The sequence below is a fragment of the Saccharomonospora halophila 8 genome (genome assembly GCF_000383775.1).
GTDB classification, from domain to species: domain Bacteria; phylum Actinomycetota; class Actinomycetes; order Mycobacteriales; family Pseudonocardiaceae; genus Saccharomonospora; species Saccharomonospora halophila.
Genome location: NZ_KB912564.1, coordinates 36003 through 60982, shown reverse-complemented (window position 1 = coordinate 60982; position 24980 = coordinate 36003). Strand labels below are relative to the sequence as shown.

Genomic DNA, 24980 nt, shown 5'->3' with positions numbered 1-24980 from the left:
GGTGCCCAGCTCGCCCACCTCCTCGCGCCGGGCGGCCAGCGCCATCCAGCCCGACATGGCGGCGTTCATGCCGGCGGCGACCGCCAGCGGATCGGTCCCGGCGGGCAGCTCCACCTCGAACGGGGTGGCCAGCCATTCGGCCATCGTGCCCCACGGCGATTCGGCGAGACCGGTGTAGACCAGTTGCCCGTCGTCGGTCCGGGCCACGGCGTCCACACCCGGTACCAGGGGGTAGGCCTGGTCGCTGCCGTAGTGGTGGCCGGAGGCCAGTGCGCGGACGACGTGGTGCAGGCCCGCGCCCACGAGCCGCAGCGGCCGCCGGTCCGGCCGCTGGTCCGGGTCCGGGAAGTCCGCGCAGACGGGGGCCGCTCCGGGGGTGTTGACGACTGCAGCACGCACGACAGGCTCCTTAACTAAGTTCAATGCGGAGTGGCTCCCACCTTCACTGAACTTTGTTAAAGTGTCAACCGTGGCGAAGGGCATCACGCGGGAACGCATCGTGGCGGCGGCGCTCGAACTGCTGAACGACAAGGGCATGGACGGTGTCACCGTCCGCGCGCTCGCCTCCCGGCTCGACGTAGCAGCTCCCGCGCTGTACTGGCACGTCCGCAACAAGCAGGAACTCCTCGACGAGATGGGCACGTTCGTCATGCGCCGCGTCACCGACGCGCTCTCCGGGATCCCTCCGGGGGCGAGCTGGCGTGACGACGTCGCCGCCTACGCCCGCGTGCTGCGCTCGGAGTACTTGCTCCACCGGGACGGGGCACGCCTCTTCAGCGGCACGCGGATCTCCGATCCGGACGTGGTGAAGGCGAAAGAGCCCTGGCTCGCGCGCTTGACGGCGGCCGGATTCGCGCTCGACGCGGCGGAGGACGCCCTCGACCTGGTCACCGCGTTCGTGGTCGGCTTCGTCATCGAGGAGCAGGAGCGGTGCCAGTCGGCCGACACAGAACCGGCCCGGTACTCGCTCACCGAGCGTGACGCGTGGCTGGGTGACGGTGCCGACCTGGTCAAGGCCGCCGGGCACCTCCGCGACGACGGTGACCGCAGGTTCGAACGGCAGCTCGGCGTCGTTCTCGACGGGCTCGCGGCCGACCTCCGCCGCTGACGGCCCGGTGCGGAGAGACACAGGGTTCGGGGTTCGCGGTCAGGCCACCAGGCCAGGGCGGTCGAGGTCGACAACGGCCGCGGTCACGCAGCTCGGCGTGGCCCGGCCCGGAGACGGGTTCAGCACGGGTTCTGCTTGCCGCCTGTGGTGGTAACGACTATTGTTACGACCAGGGCCGGGGCGTCAGGGAGGTGGAGCCCGACGTGAGTGCCAACAGCAGACTGACCATCGCGGCGCACGCTCTGACCTGGATCGGGCTGTACCAGCGGCGTGGCCATGCGGTCGCCACCTCCGAACAGATCGCGACGAGCGTCAACACCAATCCGGTGGTGATCCGCCGCCTGCTGGCCGAGCTGCGTAAAGCCGGCCTGGTCGATTCACGGCGGGGCGCGGGGGCGGGCTGGACCCTCGCGCGGGACCTGGCGGCGATCACCCTGCTCGACGTCTACCAGGCGATCGAACCGGGACCGGTCTTCGCCCTGCATCCCGCGACACCGGACCCCGGGTGCGTCGTGGGCCACGGCATCGGACCGGTGATGACCGCCGTGTACGAGGAGGTCGAGGCCGCCCTGCGCAGGGAACTGGACAAGACCACGCTGGAGGACGTGCTGCGGGACGTCCGGAAAGCCGCCTGACCGCGGACCGTCGCCCGGACATCGGTGCAAGCACGGCGCCATGCCTTTCCCGGACCGTTCCTAGGCGACCGTGAGTACGATCTTGCCTTGGAGGTGCCCCCGGGCGGCCCGTTCGTGCGCTGCCCGGGTGTCGGCGAGCGCGAACGTGCTGTCGATCGCGACGCGAACCGCGCCCGTGTCGAGCAGGCGTCCCAACTCGGCAAGCTGTGTGCCGTTCGAGCGGACCTGGGTGCCCGAGACCGTGACCCCCAGTCTTGCGATCTCCTCGTCGTCGTATTCGCCGAAGAACACCGGATACAGGGCGCCGCCGCGCTTGAGTGTGCGCAGCAAGCGCCTGCTGTCACGGCCGCCGACCGCGTCGAGCACGAGGTCGACGTCGTGCACGTGGTCCTCGGGACGGTTCCTGGTGTAGTCGATGAACCGGTCGGCGCCGAGTTCGCGCAGGAACGATCCGTGGGTGCCCGATGCCACCGCGATGACCCGTGCCCCGTTCCGCTTCGCCAGCTGTAGTGCGAGGTGGCCCACGCCTCCGGCGGCGCCGTTGATGAGCACCGTCGTGTCGCCGTCGAGTGTCCTCGGACGATGCTGGGCCGGTTGGAAGGGTGACGGGTGATCGTGCCCGAGCTGAATCAGGAACTGCCACGCCGTCAGCCCGGCCATGGGAGCCGCGGCGGCGTGCACATGGTCGAGGTGTGCGGGTTTGCGGGCGAGATCGGACGCCGGTGCGGCCACGTACTCGGCGTAAGCGCTGCCGTCGAAGCTGGGGAAGCGCAGGAGGCCGAAGACCTCGTCGCCCGGGGCGAGGTCGTCGACGTCGGCGGCGACGGCCTCGACGACGCCCGACACGTCTGTCCCCGGGATCACGGGCAGATCGAACTTCGGCCTCGTCTCCGGAGGGAGATCGGTCAGTCCGTCGCGCAGGTACCAGTCCGGAGGATTGACGCCGATCGCGTGAACGCGAACAAGCACCTCACCCGGATCGGGCTCGGGGAGCGGAACCTCGTCGTAGCGCAGAACCTCGGGGCCGCCGTGCTCGTGCAGCCTGATCGCCCTCATCGTGCGTGTCGGCATCGTTCTCTCCTACCCGCTACACGGGATATGCTGTCCGGATCAGTGGTCCATATAAGCGTACCACCGATCCGGATATCCGTACCACTGATCCGGATGGTCAAGGGGAGCGGATGCGCGCCGACGCCAGGAAGAATCGTGACCGCCTGCTCGCGGTCGCCGGAGCCGTCATCACAGAGGAAGGAGTCGACGCCTCGCTGCGGGACATCGCACGCAGAGCCGGTGTGGGGCTCGCTACGGTGCTCCGGCATTTCCCGACGCGCGAGGCGCTGCTCGACGCCTTGCTCCGCACGCGCTTCGATGAGCTGGCGGAGGAGGCGGCCGAACTCGAGACGTCGAGCTCGCCCGGGGACGCCCTGGTGTCGTGGCTGCGCGATTTCGTCGGATGCGCGCACGACTACCGCGGTGTCACGGAGACGATGATGGCCGCCATCGAGGACCCGCAGTCCGCCCTGCACGCTTCGTGCGTCGCGATGCGCGGCGCCGGCACACGGCTCCTCGCCCGTGCTCAGGCCGAGGGTGCCGCGCGAACCGACATCGACGGCACCGACGTATTCGCGCTGGCCGGGGCGCTCGCATGGCTCGGCGACCAACCCGCGTCCGCGCAACGCGCCGATCACCTCTTCGACGTCGTCGTGAGCGCGATCGTCACGAGTGGAGGGAGCAGCCGTCCCGGGCGAGACCGCCGCCCTCGGGCCCGCAGCTGAACTCGTCGCGCGACCCGGTCTCGCCGAGAGGCCGAGTGCTCTCGTTCAACGAGCACGCGCCTCGCCTTCGCAGGCCGCGCGGGAAGAACACGGGTCCGGAGCTACGTGGGCACGTCGGGCAAGGGAAGTGGGGTGGCGGTGAAGACGCGTTCCGGATCATAGGCGTCCTTGGCGGCCAGGAGCCGGGCCGTGTGGGTCCCGTACGCGTGGGCGATCTGCTCGTGCTGCCCCGGGGCGAGGAAGTTCGGGTAGCCGCCGGGGAGGGCGTGGGGTGCCACGTCGGCACTCACGCTGTCGGCCCACCTCCGGTACGGCTCCGGGTCCTCGTCCGGCCCGCGGCCGGCGGAGATCTCGAGTACGACGTGGCGGTCGCGCCGGCCGAAGGCGGTGTCATCGGCGCCGACACGTGCGGCAGCCCCGTGGAGCGGGCGCAGCCCGATTCCCGCTCCCGGCCCCGGGCGCGCCTCGATCCGGGCGGAGAGCAGCCCGACGAGTTCGGGAGTGAGAGCGGCGACGGTACGGGTACGGATGTCCCAGTGCATTCCGGTGGGGACGTGCTGATCGAACTGCGCGAGCAGATCCTTCTGGAAGGTCGGGGCGAGGGTATTGACCACCGGCGTACCCAGCCGTTCCACGGCGGCGAGCGCGGTGCTCGCTTCCTGTGGCGGTCCCGACCAGGTGGGCACGGCGAGGATGCAGGGCCCGAGGTCGGGCATCCAGGTCATCTCGATCAGGACGTTCAGTCCGTCAGGTGCGCCGTCGATCAGTTCCGCGTAGCGGGTGAGTACGGTCTGCGCCTCGTTCCAGGGAAAGACGAGCGTGCCGCCGACGAGGCCGCGGTCGGGATGGAGACGGACGCGCATCGAGGTGACCACGCCGAAATTCCCGCCTCCGCCGCGCAGCGCCCACAGCAGTTCGGGATCGTCGTCGGTCGAGACGAGGCTGCCGTCCGCCAGAACGACCTCGGCGCCGACGAGATTGTCGGCCGCCAGGCCGGCCGTTCCGGTGAGCGGGCCGTACCCTCCGGCGAGGGAAAGGCCCGCCATGCCGACGACACCGGCCGTCCCGGTCGCGAGGTTCATGCCGTGCGACGCGGCAGCGACCACGACGTCGGCGGCACGACTTCCGCCGCCGACCAGGGCCGTGTCGCCCGAGATCTGCACCTCGCGCAGATGTTCGAGGTCGAGGACGAGTCCTTTCTCGCGTAGCGCGCGGCCGGCCCAGTCGTGGCCACCGCCACGTACGGAAAGGCCGACGCCGGCCCCGCGGGCCAGGGTAACCGCGGTTGCGGCCTCTGCGCCGCTCCGGGGACGTACGACCAGTGCGGGACGCACCGCCACGGCCGCGTTCCACAATCGTGAGGCGTCAGCGTACTCCCGGTCTCCGTACAGATGGACTCGGCTGGTTCCCCATCTCTCCGCGAGCTGACGGGTCAACTCCCGGACGGGATCGATCGACAACGTCGTTTTCCCCAGACTTTCGTTCGTGTGCGCGTGCGCGGCAAGATCACGGGGTCACTGAGTGCTTGTTGCCGCGCGCACGGCGGGTACGACCTCGTGAGCCCAACGGGAACGAGCCGTCTCCTGCTCGTCGGTGGAGTCGGCAACCGGGAAGAACACGAAACCGCCCGCGCGGTACTCGTCGATCGCGGCCACCAGTTCCTCGGTCCATTGCTCGACCGTCCCGCTCAGCCAGGGGACTCCGTTGCTGTCCACACCCCGAGTGACGGTGACCGGAGTGTCGGTGATGGTTCCGAAGACGTTGTGGACGGTGGCGATCTCGGAAGGGTCCCTGCCCGCCGCGACCGCGGCCTTGTCGATCACCGCCCGGCTCTCCGCGACCGGGTCACCACGCCAATCCTGGGCGCCGGCCGGCATCCAGGCGTCGGCGAGCCGACCGGTGACCGCAAGCGAGGCGGGCCCCATGGATCCGCTCCAGATCGCCGGCGTGGGCACCTGAGCAGGCGCCAACTTGTCGACCCGGTAGAACTCTCCGTCAAAGGTCACCGGGTCCCCACCTCCGGTGAGTGCTTTGATCAGCGTGATGCCCTCGGCGAGCATGCGCACCGCTTCGGCCGGTGTGCGGGGCTCGACCCCGAGCCTGACGATGTCGTGCCAAAAGACGCCCGCGCCGATTCCCAGCTTGATGCGGCCGCCGGAGAGGGCGGACAGCCCACTGACGGTTCTGGCCAGCGTCGGCGCCGGTCGGCATGGCAGGTTGGTCACGGTGACCACTCCGGCCACGTTGGTCGTCGCCCCGAGCACGAATCCGAGCGTGGCGTAGGCGTCCAACTGCCCGCCGTGGTACGGGTGGTCGGTCACCGTGACCACGTCCAGTCCGGCGTGATCCGCCATTCGCGCATTCGAGAGCAATTGCCCCGGATCGCCCGGACTCTCTTCCACTCCGTTGAATCCTGAATCAAGCCCTATGCCGAAAAGAGCCACGCGTTCCTCCTGAAAGATTTGCCGGATTAATTCGCTGCCCGTGGTTCCGCAAGCACGGTCTGGACTCCGAGGGTCACGGACCCGTTTACCGGAGTGGTACGCGCCGCGCGCCGTCCCGGTCCCTCTCTGCGCGGAACACGTGTTCCTTCATTGGTTGAATCAGCAGTACGTCGGACTCCACCCCCTGAAGTCTCCCCTCTGGTCGTAACAGTAGCGGTTACATCGGCGGACGGCAAGGCCTCAGGGGCCGGTCCGGACCAGCCTCGTGCTTTCGGCATGCTTTCTTCCCGGCGCTGGGGCGGGCGAACACGTCTTTCCGCCGGTTGCTGACCGTGCCGCCGTCCGAACCCGCCCTCGCGCCGGAGCCGACGAAAAGGTCGGCGTGATGACATGATGGACCGATGACGTTCTCCCGCGTGTCGTCCGCGGCGTTGGACCGTGCCGTGCGTCTGTTCGGTCCCGGTGGTGCCACGGAGGTGGCTATCCGGCAGGCCGCGTGTGGCACGGTGCGTCGGTCGCGGGGAGTCCTCGCCATTGAGTCCGGACGATCTCACCGCGCTCGCGACATTCCTGGACGAAGCCGTTGCGGACCAGGTTTTGCTGCCGCAGCGCACGCTGGCGGCCATGGTCGGGGTGCAGCGGCCCTCGCTGAACAAGGTGCTCAAGGAGTTCGGGCGGCAGGGCCTGATCGCGGTGCGCTACGCCGCGATCCAGCTGGTCGACCGTGCTCGGTGGTACCGGATTCTCGAAGCCGACCCCGCTTGAGCGGGTAATTGGCGCCTTGGAGCGGAGATGACCGACGCGGAGTGGCAGCGCTATCTGGCCGTGTTCCACAGCCACCAACCGGGTGTCACTGAGCGGGTGCTGAGCCGGGTGGGCGGCTCACCGTACCGATGGCTGGTCGAGCCACTCTTCGATGTGCCGGGTTGGGTCGTGGACCTCGCCTGTGGTTCCGCACCGACGCGGGATTCTCTGGCCGAGAACCGGTGGGTCGGGGTCGATCTCAGCGCCGGCGAGTTGGCTGCGGCCGTCGCGGCCGGCCGGCGACCGGTCCTTCTGGCACGCGCCGACGCGCTGCCGTTCGGTGACGGTGCTGTTGACGCGGTGTGTGCGGCGATGGCGTTGCAGGTGGTCACACCGCTGACCCGAGTGTTGGCCGAGACGGAACGCATTCTGCGGCCCGGGGGTGTACTCGTCGCACTCGTTCCGGCCCGGTTGAGGCCTTCCCCGCGAGGATGGCTCGAATGGGCGCGAGTGCTGAGGGCTCTCGGGATCACGAACCAGCGCTGGCCCAACCCGCGCGCCTGTGACGGCCTTGCCGACGTTCTGAGCCGACACGGGTTCGCGGTCGTCTCCTCCGAGCACCGGACGTTCCCGTTTCCGCTCGATTCCAGTGACTCGGCCGCGCTGCTGGTGGACAGCTTGTATGTGCCCGGGATCAGCATGGATCGCGTCGCGGCGGCGAAACGCGCACTGGGCTCCCGGGCTCGCCCCGGCCGGAGTCTCCCGGTGCCGCTGCGTCGGGTCGTCGCGCGGCGTCAGATCGGCGTGCCCAGCCAGTTCGTCACGGCATACAGCACGAGGTAGGTCGTCACGGACACGGCGAGCACGCTGAGCAGACGCCATCGCCACCGCCGCACCCCGGCGAGGGCTGCACTGGCCGCGGCGGCGTAACGCGAGCCGGACGAGCAGCGCGATGACGGCGAGCCCGCCCGGGCGGAACCACCACGCGGAGTGGCCGAACATCGGTTCGGCACCGAGCCGCGCTGAACCCGAAGTTCCACGAAGTGTCAGCGAAACGACAACCGGAGTGCCGAAACCGGCGCCGTGCGGTTGGCTGTGCGGGTGAGGGACAGCGATGTGGTGGTAATCGGCGCGGGCGCGGCCGGGCTGGCTGCCGCCACCAGCGCACGGCGAGCCGGACTGAGCGTGCTGCTGGTCTCCGACGGCCCGCCGGGTGGAGACTGCACGTTCACCGGCTGCGTGCCGTCGAAGACCTTGCTGCATGCGGCGGCCTCCGGGGCCTCGTTCACCGAATCGGTGCTTCGCGTCCAGGAGACGGTGACGCGCGTGGCAGCCACCGAGGACGACGAGATGCTGCGCCGGCAGGGCATCGAGGTGGTCCGAGGCCACGCGGCGTTCGTGGCGCCCCGCACGATCGCCGTGGAGGGGCGGCGAGTACGGGCCCGGCACGTCGTCCTCGCGACTGGCGCGCGGCCTGCGGTCCCGCCGGTACCGGGGCTGGACACCGTGCCGTTCGTGACCACCGAATCGATCTTCGGGCTCGCCGAGGCACCCGGGTCGCTCGTGGTGCTGGGGGGCGGCGCCGTCGGGTGCGAGCTGGCGCAAGCATTCGCCCGGCTCGGGGTCGGCGTCACGATCATCGAGGCGCAGCAGCGGCTGCTTCCCACGGTGGACCCCGAGGCGTCCGCGGTGTTGTCCGCAGCTTTGTCGGCTGACGGGGTTCGGCTGCGCACGGGCGCCTCGGTACGGACGGCGCGTACCGGCGCCGGCAAGATCCTGCTCGAACTCGACAACGGGGAGACCGTCCGTGCCGATCGGCTGTTGATCGCCACCGGTCGCGAACCCGACACCGCTCGCCTCGGCCTCGATGTGGCAGGTGTCCGGACCGACGAACGGGGGTTCGTCCTCGTCGACCGGCACATGGCCACCACCGCCGAAGGCGTGTCAGCCGCCGGAGACGTCACCGGTCTGTTTCCGCACACCCACGGCGCCTACGCGATGGGTCGCATCGCCATCACCGCAAGACGGCGCTACCGCCGGCCGGTCTTCGACTCCTCGCATGCCCCGATCGTGGTGTTCACCGACCCGGAGGTCGCGGTCGTGGGTGCTGCCGAGTCCGACCTCGCGGGCACCGAGGCTCGGGTGGCTCACCTGCCCATGAGCGAGGTCGACCGGGCGATCACGACCGGCGACACGCGCGGGTTCGTCAAGCTCCTCGCCGGGCCGCGCCGACTACTCGGGCATGCCGGAGGCGGACGCCTGCTGGGAGCCACGATCGTGGCCGAGCGCGCCGGGGAGATGATCCACGAACCCGTGCTGGCCATGCGGACCGGCATGTTCACCGGCCGCCTGGCCCAAGCCGTGCACGCCTATCCGACCTGGTCGATCGCCCTGCAACAAGCGGCAGCCCAGTTCGTGGGCGGCTACGGGGGACGCCTCGCTCGACCTGCCGGGAAACCCGGCTGAGCAGCGAGCCTGGAGGGTCGCCTGCCGGCTCACGACGGGATGGTGGAACTGTCGGGTCACGGACAGTGCTGCTGCACAACCGAGTGGATGCTGCTGAGCTGTGCAGGTGAGCGGTCAACCTGACAGGAACGGAGCAGACAGCGTGGCGCAGTACAAACGTGACCGTGACGAGGTGTTCGTCGAATACACCAAGAGCATCTGCCCGGTGTGCAAGGTCGTGGTCGACGCCCAGGTCAACATTCGCGAGGACAAGGTCTTCCTGCGCAAGCGCTGTCGCGAACACGGGTGGTTCGAGGCCCTGGTCTACGGCGACGCGCAGGCGTATTCGAACTCGGGCCGGTTCAACAAGCCCGGCACCATCCCGCTGGCGTTCCAGACCGAGGTCACGGACGGCTGTCCCTCGGACTGCGGGTTGTGCCCGGAGCACAAGCAGCACGCCTGCCTGGGAATCATCGAGGTCAACACGAACTGCAACCTGGACTGCCCGATCTGCTTCGCCGACTCCGGCCACCAGCCCGACGGATACTCCATCACCCTCGACCAATGTGAGCGGATGCTCGACGTGCTCGTCGAGGCCGAGGGCGAACCGGAAGTGGTGATGTTCTCCGGAGGAGAACCGACCATCCACAAGCACATCCTGGACTTCATCGACCTCGCCCAAGCCCGGCCGATCAAGGCGGTCAACCTCAACACCAACGGCATCCGGCTGGCCACCGATGAGCGGTTCGTGCAGGCACTCGGCGAGCGAAATCGACAAGGTAGGCGGGTCAACATCTACCTGCAGTTCGACGGCTTCGACGAGCGCACCCACCGCGAGATCCGCGGCAGGGATCTCCGCGAGCGCAAGCGCCGAGCTCTCGACAACTGCGCCGCAGCGGGCCTGACGGTCACTCTGGTCGCTGCGCTCGAACGCGGTCTCAACGAACACGAGGTCGGTGACATCGTCCGGTTCGGCATCGAGCACCCGGCCGTGCGATCGGTGGCGTTCCAGCCCGTGACCCATTCCGGCAGGCACGTCGAGTTCGACCCGCTGGCCCGGCTGACCAACTCCGACGTGGTCGAGCTGGCGGCCCAGCAATGCCCGGACTGGCTGCGCACCAGTGACTTCTTCCCCGTGCCGTGCTGCTTTCCCACCTGTCGCTCGATCACCTACTTGCTGGTCGACAGGACGGGCGAACGCACCGACGTCGTGCCGATCCCGCGCCTGCTCGCGATCGAGAACCACCTCGACTACGTCACCAACCGCGTCATGCCCGATCCCGCGGTTCGCGAGGCCTTGGAGAAGCTCTGGAGCGCCTCAGCATTCATGGGTACCGAAACCACGACCACCAACCTGCAGGCCACCGCCGCCGAGTTGGAATGCGAAGCCTGCGGCATCGACCTTCCCGAGGCGGCCCGGGACCTCGGGGACAAGGCGTTCATGATCGTCGTCCAGGACTTCCAGGACCCCTACACCCTCAACGTCAAACAACTGATGAAGTGCTGCGTCGAGGAAATCACCCCCGACGGCCGGATCATCCCGTTCTGCGCCTACAACTCGGTCGGCTACCGCGAACAAGTCCGCGCGCAGCAATCCGGCGTGGACGTCGCCGGCGTCGTGCCCAACGCCACCGAACTCCAGGCCGTCGTGACCGACTCGCCCTACGGCTCGAAGATCGCGACGAACGGCGACACCGACACGACCGCCGTGGCGCCGGACCGGACGAACGTGGGAAACAAGGCGGTGGAACCGTGAACCCCGGGAAGAAACCGGCCGACTCGACGGAGATCAAGAACTGCTGCGCGGCAGCCTACGGCAACGATGCCGTGGCACTACTGCTCGGCGAGTCCTACCACCCCGGTGGGCAGACTCTCACCGAGCGGCTCGCCGACGCCCTCGACCTGCGCGCCGGCCAGCAGGTCGTCGATGTTGCCGCTGGTCCGGGGGCCACGGCACGCCTGCTGGCCACCCGATACGAGGTACAGGTTGACGGAGTGGAACTCAAGGAGACCACCGTGGCCACCGCGCAGGAAACCACCGCGAGTGCCGGGCTCGCGCAGACTGTGCGCTTCCACACCGGCGACGCCGAACGAATCCCACTTCCCGACGCAGAGTTCGACGCAGTGGTCTGTGAATGTGCGTTCTGCACCTTCCCCGACAAGACGACTGCAGCGGCCGAATTCGCACGGGTGCTCCGCCCCGGTGGACGGGTGGGCATCACCGACATCACCGTGCACGCGCGCGGGCTCCCGGCCGAACTCTCCGGGCTGGCGGGTTGGGTCGCCTGCATCGCCGACGCCCGCCCGCTCGACGACTACCTCGCGATCCTCGAAGCCGCCGGACTCCGAACCAGCCACACCCAGCACCACGACGAGGTGCTGCGGTCGATGATCGACATGATCGAAGCGCGGCTGAAGGTGCTCCGCATGGCAACCCCCGACCGACTCACTGCCGCCGGGATCGATGTCGACGCGGTCCTGACCTACACCCGACTCGCTGCCGACGCCGCCGCCAACGGCACCCTCGGCTACGCGCTCATCACGGCGGAGAAGCCACGCTGAGCACCCGCGCCGTCCACTGCGACGAACGCGTCAGCGGATGCTGTCCAGTGTCAGGGTCAGCAGCTCGGGGTCGCCGTGATTGACCTTGCCGCTGTGGTCCTCGTTCGCGTTCGCGCTGACGTCGTCGTAGGCGAACGCGTAGCCCTTGCCGTCCGGGAGGTTCTCGTGCACGACGCGGGCGTAGTGGTTCGTGACCGGATGCCGGTAGAACGTCGCCGGGTCCTCACCGTGCGGTTGCTCGGAGTTGATCAAGAGTGTGGTCCGGTTGAAGGCGGCAGCGAGCCGGGGAACGATCGCTTTCCGTTCCTCGCTGTCGGTGGCCGGGTTGTTGGCGAACGGTCCGCTGTTGCAGCCCCAGATGTCACCCGTGGTCGGCTTGGCGAATCGTTCCGCACCGAACACCAGCTCGCCGCCTTCGACTCGACCCCGGAGGATACCGATGTCGTCGCGCTGCGAGTCGACGATCAGCGGTTCCCCGGCGTACTTCGCCCACACCTCATCGACGTAGTCGCGCAGGTAGCCGGCGAAGTCGTCGGCGCGGTGGTTCGGGTTGAGCACGCGAACCGTGTTGCCGTTCGCCTCTTGCACGCAGTTCGGCCATGATCCGCCCTGGGCCCTAAGCGACGAGGCGATGTTGTCGATCGCTCCGCTGGGCAGGCCGGGAACCTCCTGGGTCCCACCGGCGTGCCGGAGGTGGAGTCCGATCGGGGCGGCGACGAAGTCGACGTAGCTGATGTTGGCATACAGTTGGACGGAGTTGAGCGTGAACTCGGCGAAGGTCCAGTTCTTGCCGAAGTTGGGGTCGGTGTCGGCGACGAAGTTCGGATGCACGACCGCCGTGCTGCCGTCGCCCGCTCGCACGGCAAGGAATTCGAGCTTGTCGTCGGTCACGAAGTAGACCCGCGCGCCGTACATGCGGGGAACCATGACCTCCGTCGAATCATGCACCGGGATAGCGGGGTCCTCTCCGAGCGGCTGCGGTACGGGTCCGGTCGCCGCCGGGTGGTAGACGCTGCCGTCCGGCCGGAGGAACATCGCGCGACCGTCGGCATCCGCCTCGCCGGTGATGTAGGCGTAGGCGGTGCGACGGGAGTTGTTGACCAGCCGGAAACGCAGGTGCTGCGGCGCGGGCGCCGTGAACGGCGCGGCCACCGCTGTGCCCCACAACGGCGCGCTGAGCGCCGCGGTCGAGATCGCGAGAAACCGTCGACGTGAGACCATGGGTGTTCCCTCCGGTAGCTTCGTTGTCGTCTCGAAAGGGCGTGGTCGACACCGAGTTTTCCGGCCTGGAACCGGCGGCGGTACCATCGGAAGTCGTTTCGGGGAATTCCGTTCCCGCATTTCGGTGAGTGTATCGGCGAGTTCGGTGGGCGGGTCTCGGATCCAGGGAAGTGGGACGCCGTTTGCGCCCGACGTGTCCGCCGCGGCCCGGAACGGTTGCGCCACGGTCTGGACCACGCAGCCCGGTGGGTGCCGGCACGATCGACCTGATGATCTCGCCGATCGGCCCCGAGCCCGAGCGCGTGCTCCGGGTGGCGCGCGAGGTCGGGGCAGCGACGACGGCACGAGGAGACGGCAAGCCGCTCCGGACTTGCCGTGCGGGGGTCCGTTCGTAGGTCTGCGGAGCCGCATCGTCGGGTTCGCGGGTTCCCACCGGACCGTCGTCGAGCGCGAGCGGTCAGAGCTGCATGTCGATGACGAGTTTGCCGAGCGCGTGACCCGATTCGACGAGCGCCAACGCCTCTCCGGCCGTTTCCAGCGAGTGGACCCCCGTGATGTTCGGGTCCAGGCGCCCGGCGGCCATGAGTTCGGCGACGCGTCCGAGGGTGGCCCGGTCGAGGCGACGCGCGACCGGTGCGCCTCCGAGGTCGGCCACGGACGGGCCGCCGACGGAGAGGACCGCATCCGGCTTCACCGCGAGGGGGACCACGGCGCGCAGGGATTCGCCTCCGACCATGTCGATGACGCCGTCGAACCCGTCAGGCGCCACTGCGCGCAAGCGACCGACGACGTCAGCGGCGGTGTAGTCGATGAAGGTCACCCCGGCCGCCGTCGCGAGCTCCCGCTTGCCGCTGCTCCCGGTTCCGACGACGGTCAGCCCACGGTCGCGGGCGAGCTGGGCCGTGGCCAGGCCGACTCCACCGCCCACCCCGTTGAGCAACAGTACCGATCCCGCAGGCAGCGCGAGCTGATCGAGGGCGTCGAGTGCGGTGGTATTGGCGACCGGGATGGTCGCTGCCCACGTGTCGGGCAGCCCCTCGGGGGTGCGTGCGGTGGCTTCGGCGAGTAACAGTGTGGTCGTGCTGTAGGTGCCCGCACCGGTCAGTGCGAATCCGAAGACCCGGTAACCCACTGTGAGCCCTTCGACGGCCGTTCCCACGGCGAGGACGGTTCCGGCCGCTTCCATCCCGAGCACCTGCGGAAACGGCACGTGGCTGTTGAGGGCCGGCACGTGGCCGGAACGCAGGAGGTGATCGAGTGGGTTCACCCCGGCCGAGGCGACGCGGATGAGCACCTCGGTCGGGCCGGGCGCCGGGGTCGGTCGATCGAAATACTCCTGAACCTCGGCTCCACCGAAAGACCTGTATCCCAGGGACATATTCGTCGCCAGCGCTCTCCACATCTCACGTGTCGGCACCCCTCTGTCCGACATCGACAAACGCGACGCTAATCCCTGACATCGACGTCAGGGGCGAGCGGGTGTGACCTACGACGCAGTGGACCTCGCGCTCTGCGCGAGCGTGGCTCGGTGGGCCTGATTGGCCTCGATGAGCGTGTCCAGGGCGTCGCGGGTTCGCATCAGATTCTCGATGTGGTCACTGATCCGGTCGCGCTCGTGCAGCATCCGCGCGAAAGCCGCCTCCGCGTTGTCGATGCTCGGAGACTCGGTGCACGGGAGGAGTTCCACGATGGTGCGGCTGGACAGGCCCGCAGCATAGAGGCGCTTGAGGAACTCCACCCGCGCGACCTGGTCCTCGCTGTAATGCCGTTGTCCCGAGTTGCTGCGATGACTCCAGAGAAGGCCCTGCTGTTCGTAGTAGCGCAGCGACCGCACGCTGGCCCCCGTCCTCTTGGCGAGTTCGCCGATCCGCATCAGGACTCCGTAGCACGTTGATTCGCATTGCCTTTCGCACGAATGGACGTTCGACATCACCGTGCGGACAATCGATCCAGTGCCGACCGGCTCTCCTCGTCCGCCGCACGGTAGATCGTGAGGAGCTGGTCGGGGTCCTGAAGTGGCGTCAGCGTTTCGAACTGCACTGTGACCACACCGACCTCGGGATGCCGCAACACCTTGTGCCCGCGGCCGTTCACCTTGACTTCCCGCTCGGCCCACATGCGGGCGAAGTCCTCGTCACGCAGGAAGTCGGCGATGAGGTCGGTCAACGCCTGATCCTCCGGATACGCGGCCCACGCGGCGCGCAGGTGGGCGACCCCGTCCCGCACGACGCGCTCACGGTCGACATAGAGCGCACGCGTCGGTGGATGCCTCAGGCACAACCACATCCCGTTGCGCTGTGACGGCGGCAGGGTGTCGAAATCCAGCAGCAGCCCCGCCATCTCGGTGTTCCAGGCCAAAATGTCGGAGCGGTGGTTCATCAGCATGGCGGGTAGCGGCGACAGGTCGGTGACCAGGCGGGTCAGCGACGGTGCCGCGGTGGTGGCGAGCGTGCCGGTGTCGCGGGGACGCTGCCGGGCCAGACCGAAGAGGTAGGCGCGTTCGTCGGGGCCCAGGCGCAACGCCCGGGCCAGCGCCTCGACCACGTCCGCGGAGGGCCGCAGCCCGCGGGCCTGTTCCAGCCGCACGATGTAGTCGATGCTGATCCCGGCCAGATGGGCGACCTCTTCGCGCCGTAAACCCGGGGTCCGCCGGGCCTGCCGACTCGACGGTAGGCCGACATCCCGCGGATCCAGCCGTTCGCGCCGGGTCCGGAGGAACGCGGCCAGCTCCTGTGCCACATCCACGGGGCTGGTGATCATAGCTGGTCCAACAGCCGGGGTAGGACCGCTATTCCCAGGAAGTTCCCTCCCTTACCCCCGGCTCGCGGGGGGGCGCAGGCTGGCGCTCGACGACGATCACGAGCACAGGAGGTCACGATGTCGCTCACCCTCGACACCTACCGGCTGCTGGGGCGCTCCGGGCTGCGGGTTTCGCCGCTGGCCCTGGGCACGGCGACCTTCGGCACCGAGTGGGGCTGGGGCGTGGAGCAGGACGAGGCGCGCAAGCTGTTCGACGCCTACGTGGAGCGTGGCGGCAATTTCCTCGACACCGCCGACACCTACACCGACGGCAGTTCCGAGCGCATGCTGGGCCGATTCACCCGCGGCCACCGCGAGAGCCTGGTGCTGGCGACGAAATACACGACGCTGCGCCGGGCCGGTGACCCGAATTCCGCGGGCGCTCACCGCAAGAATCTGTTCGCGTCCGTGGAGGCCAGTCTGCGCCGGCTGGACACGGACTACCTCGATTTGCTCTACCTGCACGTGTGGGACTTCACGACGCCGGTCGAGGAAATCCTGCGCGCTCTGGACGATCTGGTTCGGCAGGGCAAGGTCCTGTACGTGGCGATGTCCAACGTGCCGGCCTGGGAGATCTCGCGCATGCAGGCGATCGCCGATCTGCGCGGCTGGTCGCCGCTGGTCGCGCTGCAGATCGAGTACAGCCTGCTCAGCCGGGACGGGGAACGGGACCTGATCCCGATGGCACGGACGATGGGGCTGGGGGTGACCCCGTACTCGCCACTGGGGGGCGGCGTGCTGTCCGGCAAGTACACCCGGGCCGACCTGACCGCGCCGAGCGCCGACTCCGGTGAGAGCAACCGCAAGAGCTTCAATGTCGGCTTGGGCATGGTCACTGAACGCACCCTCGCCATCGCCGACGTCGTGCGGGAGGTCGCCGCGGAGTTGGAACACACCCCCGCGCAGGTCGCACTGGCCTGGACCCTGCGGAACCCGGGTGTGACAGCACCCGTCCTCGGCGCCCGCACCCCGGATCAGCTGGTGGGGAATCTGGGTGCCTTGGAGGTGGACCTCACCGACGAGCAGCTGACCCGCCTCGACAAGGTCAGCGCGATCGACCTCGGCTACCCGCACGACCGGTTCGCCAGTGACCACGTCCGCCAGGTGACCACAGGCGACCTGAAGATCGAAACCCGCCGCTGATCCGAGCACCGGGGAGGTGTTTCCTCCCAGGGGCCGTCCGGGTCGCGGAAGCGGGTCGGCCGGGGCCCCCGCGCTCCTCCGGGTGGTGCGGGGCCCCGGCGGGACGTCCGGCGGCGTCTACCCGAGTTCGGAGAGTCGACGGACCGTCGGCGCCAGTCCGTCGATCCAGGTCGCGGGTGACCCGGTGGTGGGCATGACCATCACCGCGTGCACCCCGAGTTCAGCGTACTTCGCCATTTCGCGCACGAACTCGTCCTGGTTGTCCGGGTTCGGGTTGTGGGCGAGGATCGTCTTGCGGATCGCGTCGTAGTCGCGGCCGAGGTCGTCGCAGTGTCGCCGCAGCACGTCGAGCTTGTGTTCCACCTCGGCGGGGGAGGAACCGAACAGGTTGCACGCGTCGCCGTAGGCCGCGACCAGCCGCAGAGTCTTGCGTTCCCCGCCGCCGCCGATCAGCACCCGCGGCTTGTGCAGCGGTTGCGGCGAACACAACGTCTCGGTCAGTGAGTAGTGTTTGCCCTCGAACGGTCCGTCGTTGCCCGGATCCCACATCTGTTCGCAGATGCGGAGCGTCTCCTCCAGCCGCTCGAACCGTTCGGCGACCGGTGGGAACGGCACGCCCAGTCCGTGGTGCTCACGCTCGAACCATGCCGCGCCGATACCCAGGGCCGCCCGGCCGCTGGACAGGACGTCGAGCGTGGTGACGATCTTCGCCAGCACCCCCGGGTGCCGGTAGGTGACCCCCGTGACCAGCAGACCCAGCTCGATCGTGGACGTGTGTGCGGCCAGGAAACCCAGCGTGGTGTAGCCCTCCAGCATGGGCGACTCCGCCGGGAGCCCGGTCGGCTCGATCTGGAAGAAGTGGTCCATGAACGACAACCAGGTCGCGCCCGCGGCCTCCGCCGCGGTGCCGACTCCGGCCAGTTCCCCCGCGAGTGCCTCCGTGCCGCCGTCGATGTCGAAAACCGGCACGTGAATGCCCAGTTCCATGAAGCTCCCTGACACGATTAAGAGTTCTGCCACGACACTAACCTTCCAAAGCGCATTCCCGCACGCGAAATCGCTCGCCGATGGCCGAGGAGAAGGGATCGCCCACCACCGAGCCGTCAGTGGGGTCTGGTCGACCGGTCCACCGAAGCGCTCAGGTCGGGACCACCGGGACGAACCGGTTCGGTGCGGGGCCGCGCCGCGGCCGTGATTTCGGCGGTAGCTACCCCCGAGCGGGGGTAGCGCACGGCGCGGGGGCGGGTGTGTGCTCACCGGAGAGGTCGTCAGGTCGCCTCGGGCGGCCCGACGGGCGGTCGTCGACGTCAATGCGTGGAGGTCACCGCGTGGACTCACCCGTGCTGCCGAGTTACGCGTCCGGGCCGTCGGCGGTGCCGTTGCTCGGCGACACGATCGGCGACAACCTCGCGCGCACGGTCGCCGCGCACGGCGGGCGGGAGGCCGTGGTCGACGTGGCGACCGGACGGCGCTGGACCTACCGGGAGTTCGCCGACGAGGTCGACGTGGTCGCGCTCGGCCTCGCCGATCTCGGCGTCGCCAAGGGCGACCGGGTGGGAATCTGGGCCCCCAACTGTGCGGAGTGGACGATCGTGCAGTACGCGACGGCACGGATCGGCGCGGTGCTGGTCACCATCAACCCGGCCTACCGTGTCCACGAGCTGGAGTACGTGCTCCGGCAGGCGGGAGTCGGCACGCTGATCGCCGCCCGGAGCCACAGAACCTCCGACTACGCGGCGATGATCGAGCAGGTGCGGCCGGACTGCCCCGACCTCACCGACGTCGTGCTGCTCGGCGACCACGACTGGGACGATCTCCGGCGGCGGGGGCGCGCGGCCGACCGGACCCACCTCGCCGACATCGCGGCCACCCTGTCCGCCGACGACCCGATCAACATCCAGTACACCTCGGGTACCACGGGATTCCCGAAGGGCGCGACGCTGTCGCACCACAACATCCTCAACAACGGTTTTTCCGTCGGTGAACTGTGCGGCTACGACGAGACCGACCGGATCTGCCTCCCCGTGCCCTTCTACCACTGTTTCGGCATGGTGATGGGCAATCTCGCGGCCACCAGCCACGGCGCCGCCACGGTCATCCCGGCGCCCGCGTTCGACCCCGCGGCCACGCTGGCCGCCGTCGAGGCCGAACGGTGCACGTCGCTGTACGGGGTGCCGACGATGTTCATCGCCGAACTCGCCCTGTCGGACTTCGACGACTACGACCTCACCGGTCTGCGCACCGGCATCATGGCCGGATCGCCGTGCCCGGCCGAGGTGATGCGGCAGGTCATCGACCGGATGCACATGGCGGAGGTGAGCATCTGCTACGGCATGACCGAGACGTCGCCGGTGTCCGTGCAGACCCGCCGGGACGACACCCTCGACCGGCGGGTGTCCACCGTCGGCCGGGTCGGACCGCATCTCGAGATCAAGATCGTCGACCCGGCGACCGGGTTGACCGTGCCCCGCGGCCGGACGGGCGAGTTGTGTACGCGGGGCTACTCGGTCATGCTCGGCTACTGGGACCAGCCCGAGCAGACCGCCGAGGTCCTCGACGCCGCGCGGTGGATGCACACCGGGGACCTCGCCGTGATGGACGACGAGGGGTACGTCGCCGTCACCGGGCGCAGCAAGGACATGGTCATCCGCGGCGGCGAGAACGTCTACCCCCGCGAGATCGAGGAGTTCCTGCACACCCACCCGGACATCCTCGACGCGCAGGTCATCGGCGTGCCCGACGAACGCTACGGCGAGGAACTCATGGCCTGGGTCCAGCTCCGGGACACGGCGCCCACCCTGACCGCGGAGGCGCTGCGCGAGTTCTGCGCCGGGCGCCTCGCCCACTACAAGATCCCCCGCTACGTGCACGTGGTGGACGAGTTCCCGATGACCGTCACCGGCAAGGTGCGCAAGGTGGCGATGCGCGAACGGGCCGTCGAGCTGCTCGGTCTCACCGCCGCCGGTGACGACCGGCAGGGCTGAGCCGTATGCTCCCCGTGTCCCAGCTCACTCGTCGGGCCCGGCGTCGGAGGGAGGGGCCATGCCCGCACCGGACCGAGGGTCGATGCGTCCGGACGACGGGGACGCGTTCCGGCACGGTGTCCGCCTCGCGCGGCGCGAGACCGGCCTTCCCCTGGTCTTCGGTGGCCGGGCGGGAGCCGACGGGCTGCGGCTGACCGAGTTCGCGGGTGTCCGCACCGACGCGATCCGGGGACTGCGGGTGACCCGGGGGCGCGGCCTCGGCGGTGTCGTCCTCGAACACGGCCGACCGCACGCGGTCACCGACTATGTTCCCGCCACCACCATCACCCACGACTACGACGATCCGGTGCGGGGTGAGGGAATCCGTTCCATCGTGGCGACGCCGGTGGCCGTGCACGGCGGCGTGCGCGGGGTGCTCTACGCCGCCGTCCGCGACGTCCACCCGCTCGGAGATCGCGCGACCGCCGCACTGGCGGAGGTCTCGCGGCGCCTCGCGGGCGAGCTGGCCGTCCGCGACGAGGTCGACCGCCGGATCCAGCTCCTCGACGCCGCCCACCGTCCCCGCCGGGACGAGGCCCCGCCTCCGGTCACGCTCGACGAGCTGCGCGACCTGCACGCCGAACTCCGGGGAATCGCCCACGACGTCGACGACTCCGCGATCCGCGACCGGCTCCGGCGCGCGTGCGAGCGCTTCACCCGTGTCGAACGCGACGCCCACGCGGTGGGAGCGCGGGGGCCGGACCCGGCGCCAAGGCTGTCCTCCCGGGAGGTCGACGTGCTCTCCTACGTGGCCCTGGGCTGCACCAACGCCGAGGCGGCGCACCGGCTCTGCCTGAGCTCCGAGACCGTCAAGGCCTACCTGCGCAGCGCCTGCCGCAAACTCGGCGTCCACACCCGCCACGACGCCGTCGCCGCGGCCCGGCGGCACGGACTGCTGATCTGATCTGAACCGCACGCACCGACCACCGTCCCCACCGCGGCGTCCTCGCGTGCGGCCCGGCCGCCGCTGTCGCACCGTCCGTGTGTCGACACCGCACTCGGACGCCGGGCCATGGGTTGACGCCGCCGAAGGGCACGTCGGTTGTCGTCCCACGGCGCTGTCGAGCCGAGTGCGCCTCAATGCGCCTCGTGCAGGTTCAGGGCCGCGACCCCAGCAACGATCATGGCTATCCCTGCGACCTTGGCCAGGTCGAGACGTTCCTGGAGGAACAACACGCCGACGACCACGATGCCGACGGTGCCGAGGCCCGACCAGACCGCATAGGCCACCGAAACCGGGATGGTCCGGACGACCATGGCCATCAGCCAGAACGACAGCGCGTAGCCGAGCAGTACCAGTCCGGTCCACAGCGGCTCGCGGAAACTCTCGGTGCGTGGCAGCGATGCGGTCGAGGCGATCTCGATGCCGATGGCCGACAACAACAAGACCCAGGCCTGGAACATGGCACGCTCCTTATGTAGCAACTGCTACACGAGCGTAGCGTTCGCTACAATCCGGGTCAAACGCGACCGAGGAGGCGTCATGGCCCGCAGCACCGCACGACGCGAGGAACTGGCCGCGCTGGCGACCGACTACGCGATCGAACACGGTCTGATCGGCCTGAGCCTGCGGCCGCTCGCCGCAGCGATCGGCACCAGCGACCGGATGCTGCTCTACCACTTCGAGGGGAAGGACGACCTCGTCGCCACCGTGCTCCGGATTTCCAACGACCGGTCGATCGCGGCCGTCCGGACGCTCCCGCGGCCGAGGAGTGTGCGCACGGCGGTCCTGGACCTGTGGCGGGTCAGCATGTCGGACGAGCTCGACCATTGCCACCGGATGCAGGTCGAAGCCGCCGCCCTGGGAGTGCTCGGACGTGAGCCCTACGCGTCGGTGCTCCGCGAAGCCCACTCGCGCTGGGTGGAAACCCTCGTTGACCACCTGACCGCCGCCGGCTGCACGCGTGCCCGCGCGGAGCGGGCGGTGGCGCTGCTCGACGCCACGTTCACCGGACTGCAGTTGGACCGGCCGCTCGATCCCGAGGGGTCCCACCGCGAGCGCGTGATCAACGACCTTGCGGACGCGCTCGCCGTCGTCGCGAAAGACTGACCAGCACCGGCCGATCAGTGCGGCCACACGAAGGTTCGGCGGCCTCGTCCTTGTGCTCAACCCGCACGCGGCAGCGGAGAGCAGTGTGCCACCGTCGGTGAACCGCCGGGGTGTGTCCCGCGGCCGTGCCGCGGTCAGTGTTTCCGCGTGAACGACCGCAGGAAGAACGCGACGTTCGCGGGACGCTCGCCGAGCCGCCGCATGAAGTAGCTGTACCACTCGGCGCCGTACGGGACGTAGACCCGCATCCGGTGACCCTGCGCGGCCATCGCGGTCTGGGTGACCGGCCGGATCCCGTACAGCATCTGGTACTCGTGGTCGTCCGCGTCCCGCCCGGCACGCCCGGCGAGTGAACCGGCGATGTCGAGCAGCACCGGGTCGTGGGTGGCGATCATGGGATACCCTTGTCCGTGCAGCAGCACCTTCAGGCACCGCACGAATGAAGCATCCACTTCGGACCTTTCACGGTAGGCCACGGTGGCCGGTTCGTCGTAGGCGCCCTTGCACAGCCTCACACGCGAACCCGGCCCGGACAAGGCCACGCAGTCGGCCTCGGTGCGGTGCAGGTACGCCTGCAACACCGCACCGACCCACGGGAAGTCCCGCCGCAACTCGAGCACCGTCGCCAGCGTCGCGTCGGTGGTGGTGTGGTCCTCCATGTCGACGGTGACGGTCGTGCCGGCCGCCGCCGCGGCCGCGCACACCTCGCGCGCGTTGTCCAACGCGATCGTGTCGCCGTCCGCGGGTAACGCCTGCCCGAGTGCGGACAGTTTCACCGACACCTCGACCCGGTCGGCCAGACCGTCGGTCTCCAGCCGCGACAGCAGCGTGCGGTAGGTGCCGACGGTGGCCTCGGCACGCGCGCGGTCGGTGGTGTCCTCGCCGAGGTGGTCGAGGGACGCGTAGCGGTTCGCGGTGAGCCCGTGCACCGCGGCCAGCGCGCCGTCGATGTCCCGACCCGCGACGAACCGGTCCACGACCGGCCGCGCCATCGGGGCACGCTCGGCCAGCGTGCGGCAGGCCGCCGACCGGGACGCGGCGAGCAACGCCGAACGGAGCATGATCGTCCCCCTCAGAGCTGGTGCGGGTAACCCGACGACGTGGCCGGAACGAAGGTCTCCTTGATGGTGCGCGGGCTGACCCAGCGCATCAGATTGAACAGGGAACCCGCTTTGTCGTTCGTGCCGGAACCGCGTGCGCCGCCGAACGGTTGCTGTCCCACGACCGCGCCGGTCGGCTTGTCGTTGACGTAGAAGTTGCCCGCGGTGAAGCGCAGTTGTTCGGAGGCGGTGTTGATCGCCGCGCGGTCGTTCGCGATCACCGCGCCGGTCAGCCCGTAGCCGGTGCCCTGATCCACCTGGCGCAGTACCCGCTCGTAGTCACCGTCGTCGTAGACGTGGACCGCCAGCAGCGGACCGAAGTACTCGGTGGTGAACACCTCGTGGGTGGGGTCGTCGCCGACGAGCAGGGTGGGACGCACGAAGTAGCCGGTCTCGTCGGAGGCGGTGCCGCCCGCGAGCACCTCCAGGGAGGTCTCGTCCCGCACCCCGTCGAGCACGCCGGCGAGCCGGTCGTAGCTGCGCCGGTCGATCACGGCGCCGAGGAAGTTGCGGAAGTCCCGCACGTCACCCATCGCCAGCGAGCCCACTTCGGACGCGAGATCGTCCCGCATGGTCCGCCACACCGAACGCGGGAGGAACGCCCGGGAGGCCGCCGAGCATTTCTGCCCCTGGAACTCGTAGGCGCCCCGAACCAGCGCGGTGCGCAGCACGTCGACGTCCGCGCTGGTGTGCGCGACGACGAAGTCCTTGCCCCCGGTTTCACCGACCAGCCGCGGGTAGCTCCGGTAACCGGTGATGTTCGCCCCGACCCGCGACCACAGGTGTTCGAACGTCGCGGTGGAGCCGGTGAAGTGCACCCCGGCCAGCGACGGATCGGCCAGTGCGACCTCGGAGACCTCGCGCCCGTCGCCGGTGACCAGATTGATCACACCCGGCGGCAGACCGGCCTCCTCGAGCAGTCGCAGGGTGAGCTGCGCGGCCAACGTCTGGGTCGGCGCGGGCTTCCACAGCACCGTGTTGCCGAGCAGTGCCGGTGCGGTGGGCAGGTTCCCGGCGATCGCGGTGAAGTTGAACGGCGTGATCGCGTAGACGAACCCTTCGAGCGGTCGGTACTCCAGCCGGTTCCAGCTGCCCTCCGGGCTCCACGGCTGTTCGGTGTGCAGCTTTCGGGCGTAGTGCACGTTGAACCGCCAGAAGTCGGCGAGCTCGCACGCCGCCTCGATCTCGGCCTGGTGCACGGTCTTCGACTGGCCGAGCATGGTCGCGGCGTTGATCGTGTCCCGCCAGGGTCCGGTGAGCAGGTCGGCGGCCCGCAGCAGCACGGCCGCACGCTCGTCGAACGGCATCGAACGCCACGGCCCGGCCGCACGGTGCGCGGCCCCGATCGCGGCCTTCGCGTCGTCCCGGGTCGCGTTGCGCATGGTGCCGAGCACGTGCCGGTGGTCGTGCGGCTGGACCACGTCGACGGGCTCGCCCCCACCGAGGCGCTGCTCCCCGCCGATGGTCAGCGTGAGCTCGACGGACCGCGCGGCCAGCTCGTCGAGCTTCGCGGCGAGCGAGGTGCGTTCCGCGCTGCCGGGGGCGTAGTCGCGCACGGGCTCGTTGCGCGGCGGTGGGGTGGTGGTGATCGCGTCCATGCTGGTCCTTCGGGAGCGGAACTGGGGTACCGGTCGAGCTGGACGCTATTCCCGCACCCGGGACGCGGGCTTTGGTGGATCGGCTAAGGTGTTCCGGACAGCTTTGTTCGAAACGACAACGGCGGTGTGCGGAAATGGACGACACACCGGGCGCGCCACTGCGGACGCTGCTGCCGGCGATCGGCGAACCGCTGTGGGACGTGCACGCGGGACGCACCCGGCTCGATCGGCCCGTGCACGAGGTCGCGATCGTCGACCCGGACGACGAGCCCCTCGGGCACCCCGGCGCGCTGGTGCTGTTGGTCGGCGCTCGCGGCGCGGAGGCGGCGCGGC

At 69.4% G+C, this 24980-nt stretch carries 23 protein-coding genes and 2 pseudogenes; 13 read left to right on the top strand and 12 right to left on the bottom strand.

Going from position 1 to position 24980, the window contains the following annotated elements; all coding sequences use genetic code 11:
• Positions 1 to 399: pseudogene (locus tag SACHA_RS25520) on the bottom strand (hypothetical protein); the annotation flags it as partial.
• A gap of 70 nt (positions 400 to 469) precedes the next feature.
• Here SACHA_RS25520 and SACHA_RS0114055 point away from each other — a divergent pair.
• Both SACHA_RS0114055 and SACHA_RS0114050 read left to right on the top strand, forming a co-directional pair.
• Entirely contained in the window at positions 470 to 1108 is a 639-nt protein-coding gene (locus SACHA_RS0114055; protein WP_028663185.1) for a TetR/AcrR family transcriptional regulator C-terminal domain-containing protein, read from the top strand.
• A 203-nt stretch (positions 1109 to 1311) separates the two neighbouring features.
• Positions 1312 to 1743: an Rrf2 family transcriptional regulator gene (locus SACHA_RS0114050; protein WP_028663184.1), complete on the top strand. Its 432-nt coding sequence runs from the start codon at positions 1312 to 1314 to the stop codon at positions 1741 to 1743.
• Positions 1744 to 1803: 60 nt separating this feature from the next.
• On the opposite strand, the gene SACHA_RS0114045 is transcribed toward SACHA_RS0114050, so the two are convergent.
• The gene (locus tag SACHA_RS0114045; RefSeq protein WP_019810819.1) at positions 1804 to 2814 is read right to left on the bottom strand and encodes an NADP-dependent oxidoreductase; all 1011 of its coding nucleotides are present in this window, start codon (positions 2812 to 2814) and stop codon (positions 1804 to 1806) included.
• Between the two features lie 110 nt (positions 2815 to 2924).
• On the opposite strand from SACHA_RS0114045, the gene SACHA_RS0114040 reads away from it, so the two are divergent.
• A complete protein-coding gene (locus tag SACHA_RS0114040; RefSeq protein WP_019810818.1) occupies positions 2925 to 3518 on the top strand; it encodes a TetR/AcrR family transcriptional regulator in 594 nt (197 codons plus the stop codon).
• A gap of 101 nt (positions 3519 to 3619) precedes the next feature.
• Here the strand turns inward: SACHA_RS0114040 and SACHA_RS22175 are convergent, their stop codons facing one another.
• Positions 3620 to 4978, bottom strand: a complete 1359-nt coding sequence (locus SACHA_RS22175; protein WP_157601699.1) for an FAD-binding oxidoreductase — start codon at positions 4976 to 4978, stop codon at positions 3620 to 3622.
• Between the two features lie 54 nt (positions 4979 to 5032).
• Positions 5033 to 5920 (bottom strand): LLM class flavin-dependent oxidoreductase, encoded by an 888-nt coding sequence (locus SACHA_RS0114030; RefSeq protein ID WP_269634190.1) that lies wholly within the window; start codon positions 5918 to 5920, stop codon positions 5033 to 5035.
• A gap of 576 nt (positions 5921 to 6496) precedes the next feature.
• Here SACHA_RS0114030 and SACHA_RS26200 point away from each other — a divergent pair.
• From SACHA_RS26200 to SACHA_RS0114005, 5 genes are all read left to right on the top strand, one after another.
• A complete protein-coding gene (locus SACHA_RS26200) occupies positions 6497 to 6727 on the top strand; it encodes a helix-turn-helix domain-containing protein (RefSeq protein ID WP_019810815.1) in 231 nt (76 codons plus the stop codon).
• 27 nt (positions 6728 to 6754) lie between these two features.
• The gene (locus tag SACHA_RS0114020) at positions 6755 to 7549 is read left to right on the top strand and encodes a class I SAM-dependent methyltransferase (protein ID WP_019810814.1); all 795 of its coding nucleotides are present in this window, start codon (positions 6755 to 6757) and stop codon (positions 7547 to 7549) included.
• Between the two features lie 240 nt (positions 7550 to 7789).
• Positions 7790 to 9172, top strand: coding sequence for a dihydrolipoyl dehydrogenase family protein (locus SACHA_RS0114015; protein ID WP_332253628.1), 1383 nt, complete (start codon positions 7790 to 7792; stop codon positions 9170 to 9172).
• A 142-nt stretch (positions 9173 to 9314) separates the two neighbouring features.
• The gene (locus SACHA_RS0114010; RefSeq protein ID WP_019810812.1) at positions 9315 to 10907 is read left to right on the top strand and encodes a radical SAM protein; all 1593 of its coding nucleotides are present in this window, start codon (positions 9315 to 9317) and stop codon (positions 10905 to 10907) included.
• The gene (locus tag SACHA_RS0114005) at positions 10904 to 11713 is read left to right on the top strand and encodes a class I SAM-dependent methyltransferase (RefSeq protein WP_019810811.1); all 810 of its coding nucleotides are present in this window, start codon (positions 10904 to 10906) and stop codon (positions 11711 to 11713) included. The genes SACHA_RS0114010 and SACHA_RS0114005 overlap by 4 nt, the downstream gene beginning before the upstream one ends.
• A gap of 30 nt (positions 11714 to 11743) precedes the next feature.
• Here the strand turns inward: SACHA_RS0114005 and SACHA_RS0114000 are convergent, their stop codons facing one another.
• The 4 genes from SACHA_RS0114000 to SACHA_RS0113985 form a co-directional block, all read right to left on the bottom strand.
• Positions 11744 to 12934: a glycoside hydrolase family 64 protein gene (locus tag SACHA_RS0114000; RefSeq protein WP_019810810.1), complete on the bottom strand. Its 1191-nt coding sequence runs from the start codon at positions 12932 to 12934 to the stop codon at positions 11744 to 11746.
• A gap of 457 nt (positions 12935 to 13391) precedes the next feature.
• Entirely contained in the window at positions 13392 to 14312 is a 921-nt protein-coding gene (locus SACHA_RS0113995) for an NADP-dependent oxidoreductase (RefSeq protein ID WP_051110238.1), read from the bottom strand.
• Between the two features lie 108 nt (positions 14313 to 14420).
• Positions 14421 to 14807, bottom strand: coding sequence for a MerR family transcriptional regulator (locus SACHA_RS0113990; RefSeq protein WP_019810808.1), 387 nt, complete (start codon positions 14805 to 14807; stop codon positions 14421 to 14423).
• 56 nt (positions 14808 to 14863) lie between these two features.
• Complete coding sequence (locus SACHA_RS0113985; RefSeq protein ID WP_019810807.1) at positions 14864 to 15694, bottom strand: helix-turn-helix transcriptional regulator; 831 nt, start codon at positions 15692 to 15694, stop codon at positions 14864 to 14866.
• 117 nt (positions 15695 to 15811) lie between these two features.
• Between SACHA_RS0113985 and SACHA_RS0113980 the strand changes: the two genes are divergently transcribed.
• Positions 15812 to 16876 (top strand): aldo/keto reductase, encoded by a 1065-nt coding sequence (locus SACHA_RS0113980; protein WP_019810806.1) that lies wholly within the window; start codon positions 15812 to 15814, stop codon positions 16874 to 16876.
• A gap of 117 nt (positions 16877 to 16993) precedes the next feature.
• Here the strand turns inward: SACHA_RS0113980 and SACHA_RS0113975 are convergent, their stop codons facing one another.
• Positions 16994 to 17863, bottom strand: a complete 870-nt coding sequence (locus tag SACHA_RS0113975; protein ID WP_019810804.1) for an LLM class F420-dependent oxidoreductase — start codon at positions 17861 to 17863, stop codon at positions 16994 to 16996.
• A gap of 341 nt (positions 17864 to 18204) precedes the next feature.
• Between SACHA_RS0113975 and SACHA_RS0113970 the strand changes: the two genes are divergently transcribed.
• Entirely contained in the window at positions 18205 to 19860 is a 1656-nt protein-coding gene (locus SACHA_RS0113970) for an AMP-binding protein (RefSeq protein ID WP_019810800.1), read from the top strand.
• A 58-nt stretch (positions 19861 to 19918) separates the two neighbouring features.
• On the top strand, positions 19919 to 20803 hold the full coding sequence (locus SACHA_RS0113965) for a helix-turn-helix transcriptional regulator (protein WP_028663180.1): 885 nt from the start codon (positions 19919 to 19921) through the stop codon (positions 20801 to 20803).
• A 173-nt stretch (positions 20804 to 20976) separates the two neighbouring features.
• Here SACHA_RS0113965 and SACHA_RS0113960 read toward each other — a convergent pair whose 3' ends face one another.
• Positions 20977 to 21303, bottom strand: coding sequence for a DMT family transporter (locus tag SACHA_RS0113960; protein ID WP_019810796.1), 327 nt, complete (start codon positions 21301 to 21303; stop codon positions 20977 to 20979).
• Between SACHA_RS0113960 and SACHA_RS0113955 the strand changes: the two genes are divergently transcribed.
• Positions 21269 to 21949, top strand: a complete 681-nt coding sequence (locus SACHA_RS0113955; protein WP_232211886.1) for a TetR/AcrR family transcriptional regulator — start codon at positions 21269 to 21271, stop codon at positions 21947 to 21949. The genes SACHA_RS0113960 and SACHA_RS0113955 overlap by 35 nt on opposite strands.
• A 134-nt stretch (positions 21950 to 22083) precedes the next feature.
• On the opposite strand, the gene SACHA_RS0113950 is transcribed toward SACHA_RS0113955, so the two are convergent.
• Both SACHA_RS0113950 and pruA read right to left on the bottom strand, forming a co-directional pair.
• On the bottom strand, positions 22084 to 23010 hold the full coding sequence (locus SACHA_RS0113950) for a proline dehydrogenase family protein (protein ID WP_019810792.1): 927 nt from the start codon (positions 23008 to 23010) through the stop codon (positions 22084 to 22086).
• A gap of 11 nt (positions 23011 to 23021) precedes the next feature.
• Positions 23022 to 24647: an L-glutamate gamma-semialdehyde dehydrogenase gene (pruA, locus tag SACHA_RS0113945; protein WP_019810790.1), complete on the bottom strand. Its 1626-nt coding sequence runs from the start codon at positions 24645 to 24647 to the stop codon at positions 23022 to 23024.
• Between the two features lie 134 nt (positions 24648 to 24781).
• On the opposite strand from pruA, the pseudogene SACHA_RS25515 reads away from it, so the two are divergent.
• A pseudogene (locus tag SACHA_RS25515) lies at positions 24782 to 24980 on the top strand (PucR family transcriptional regulator); the annotation flags it as partial.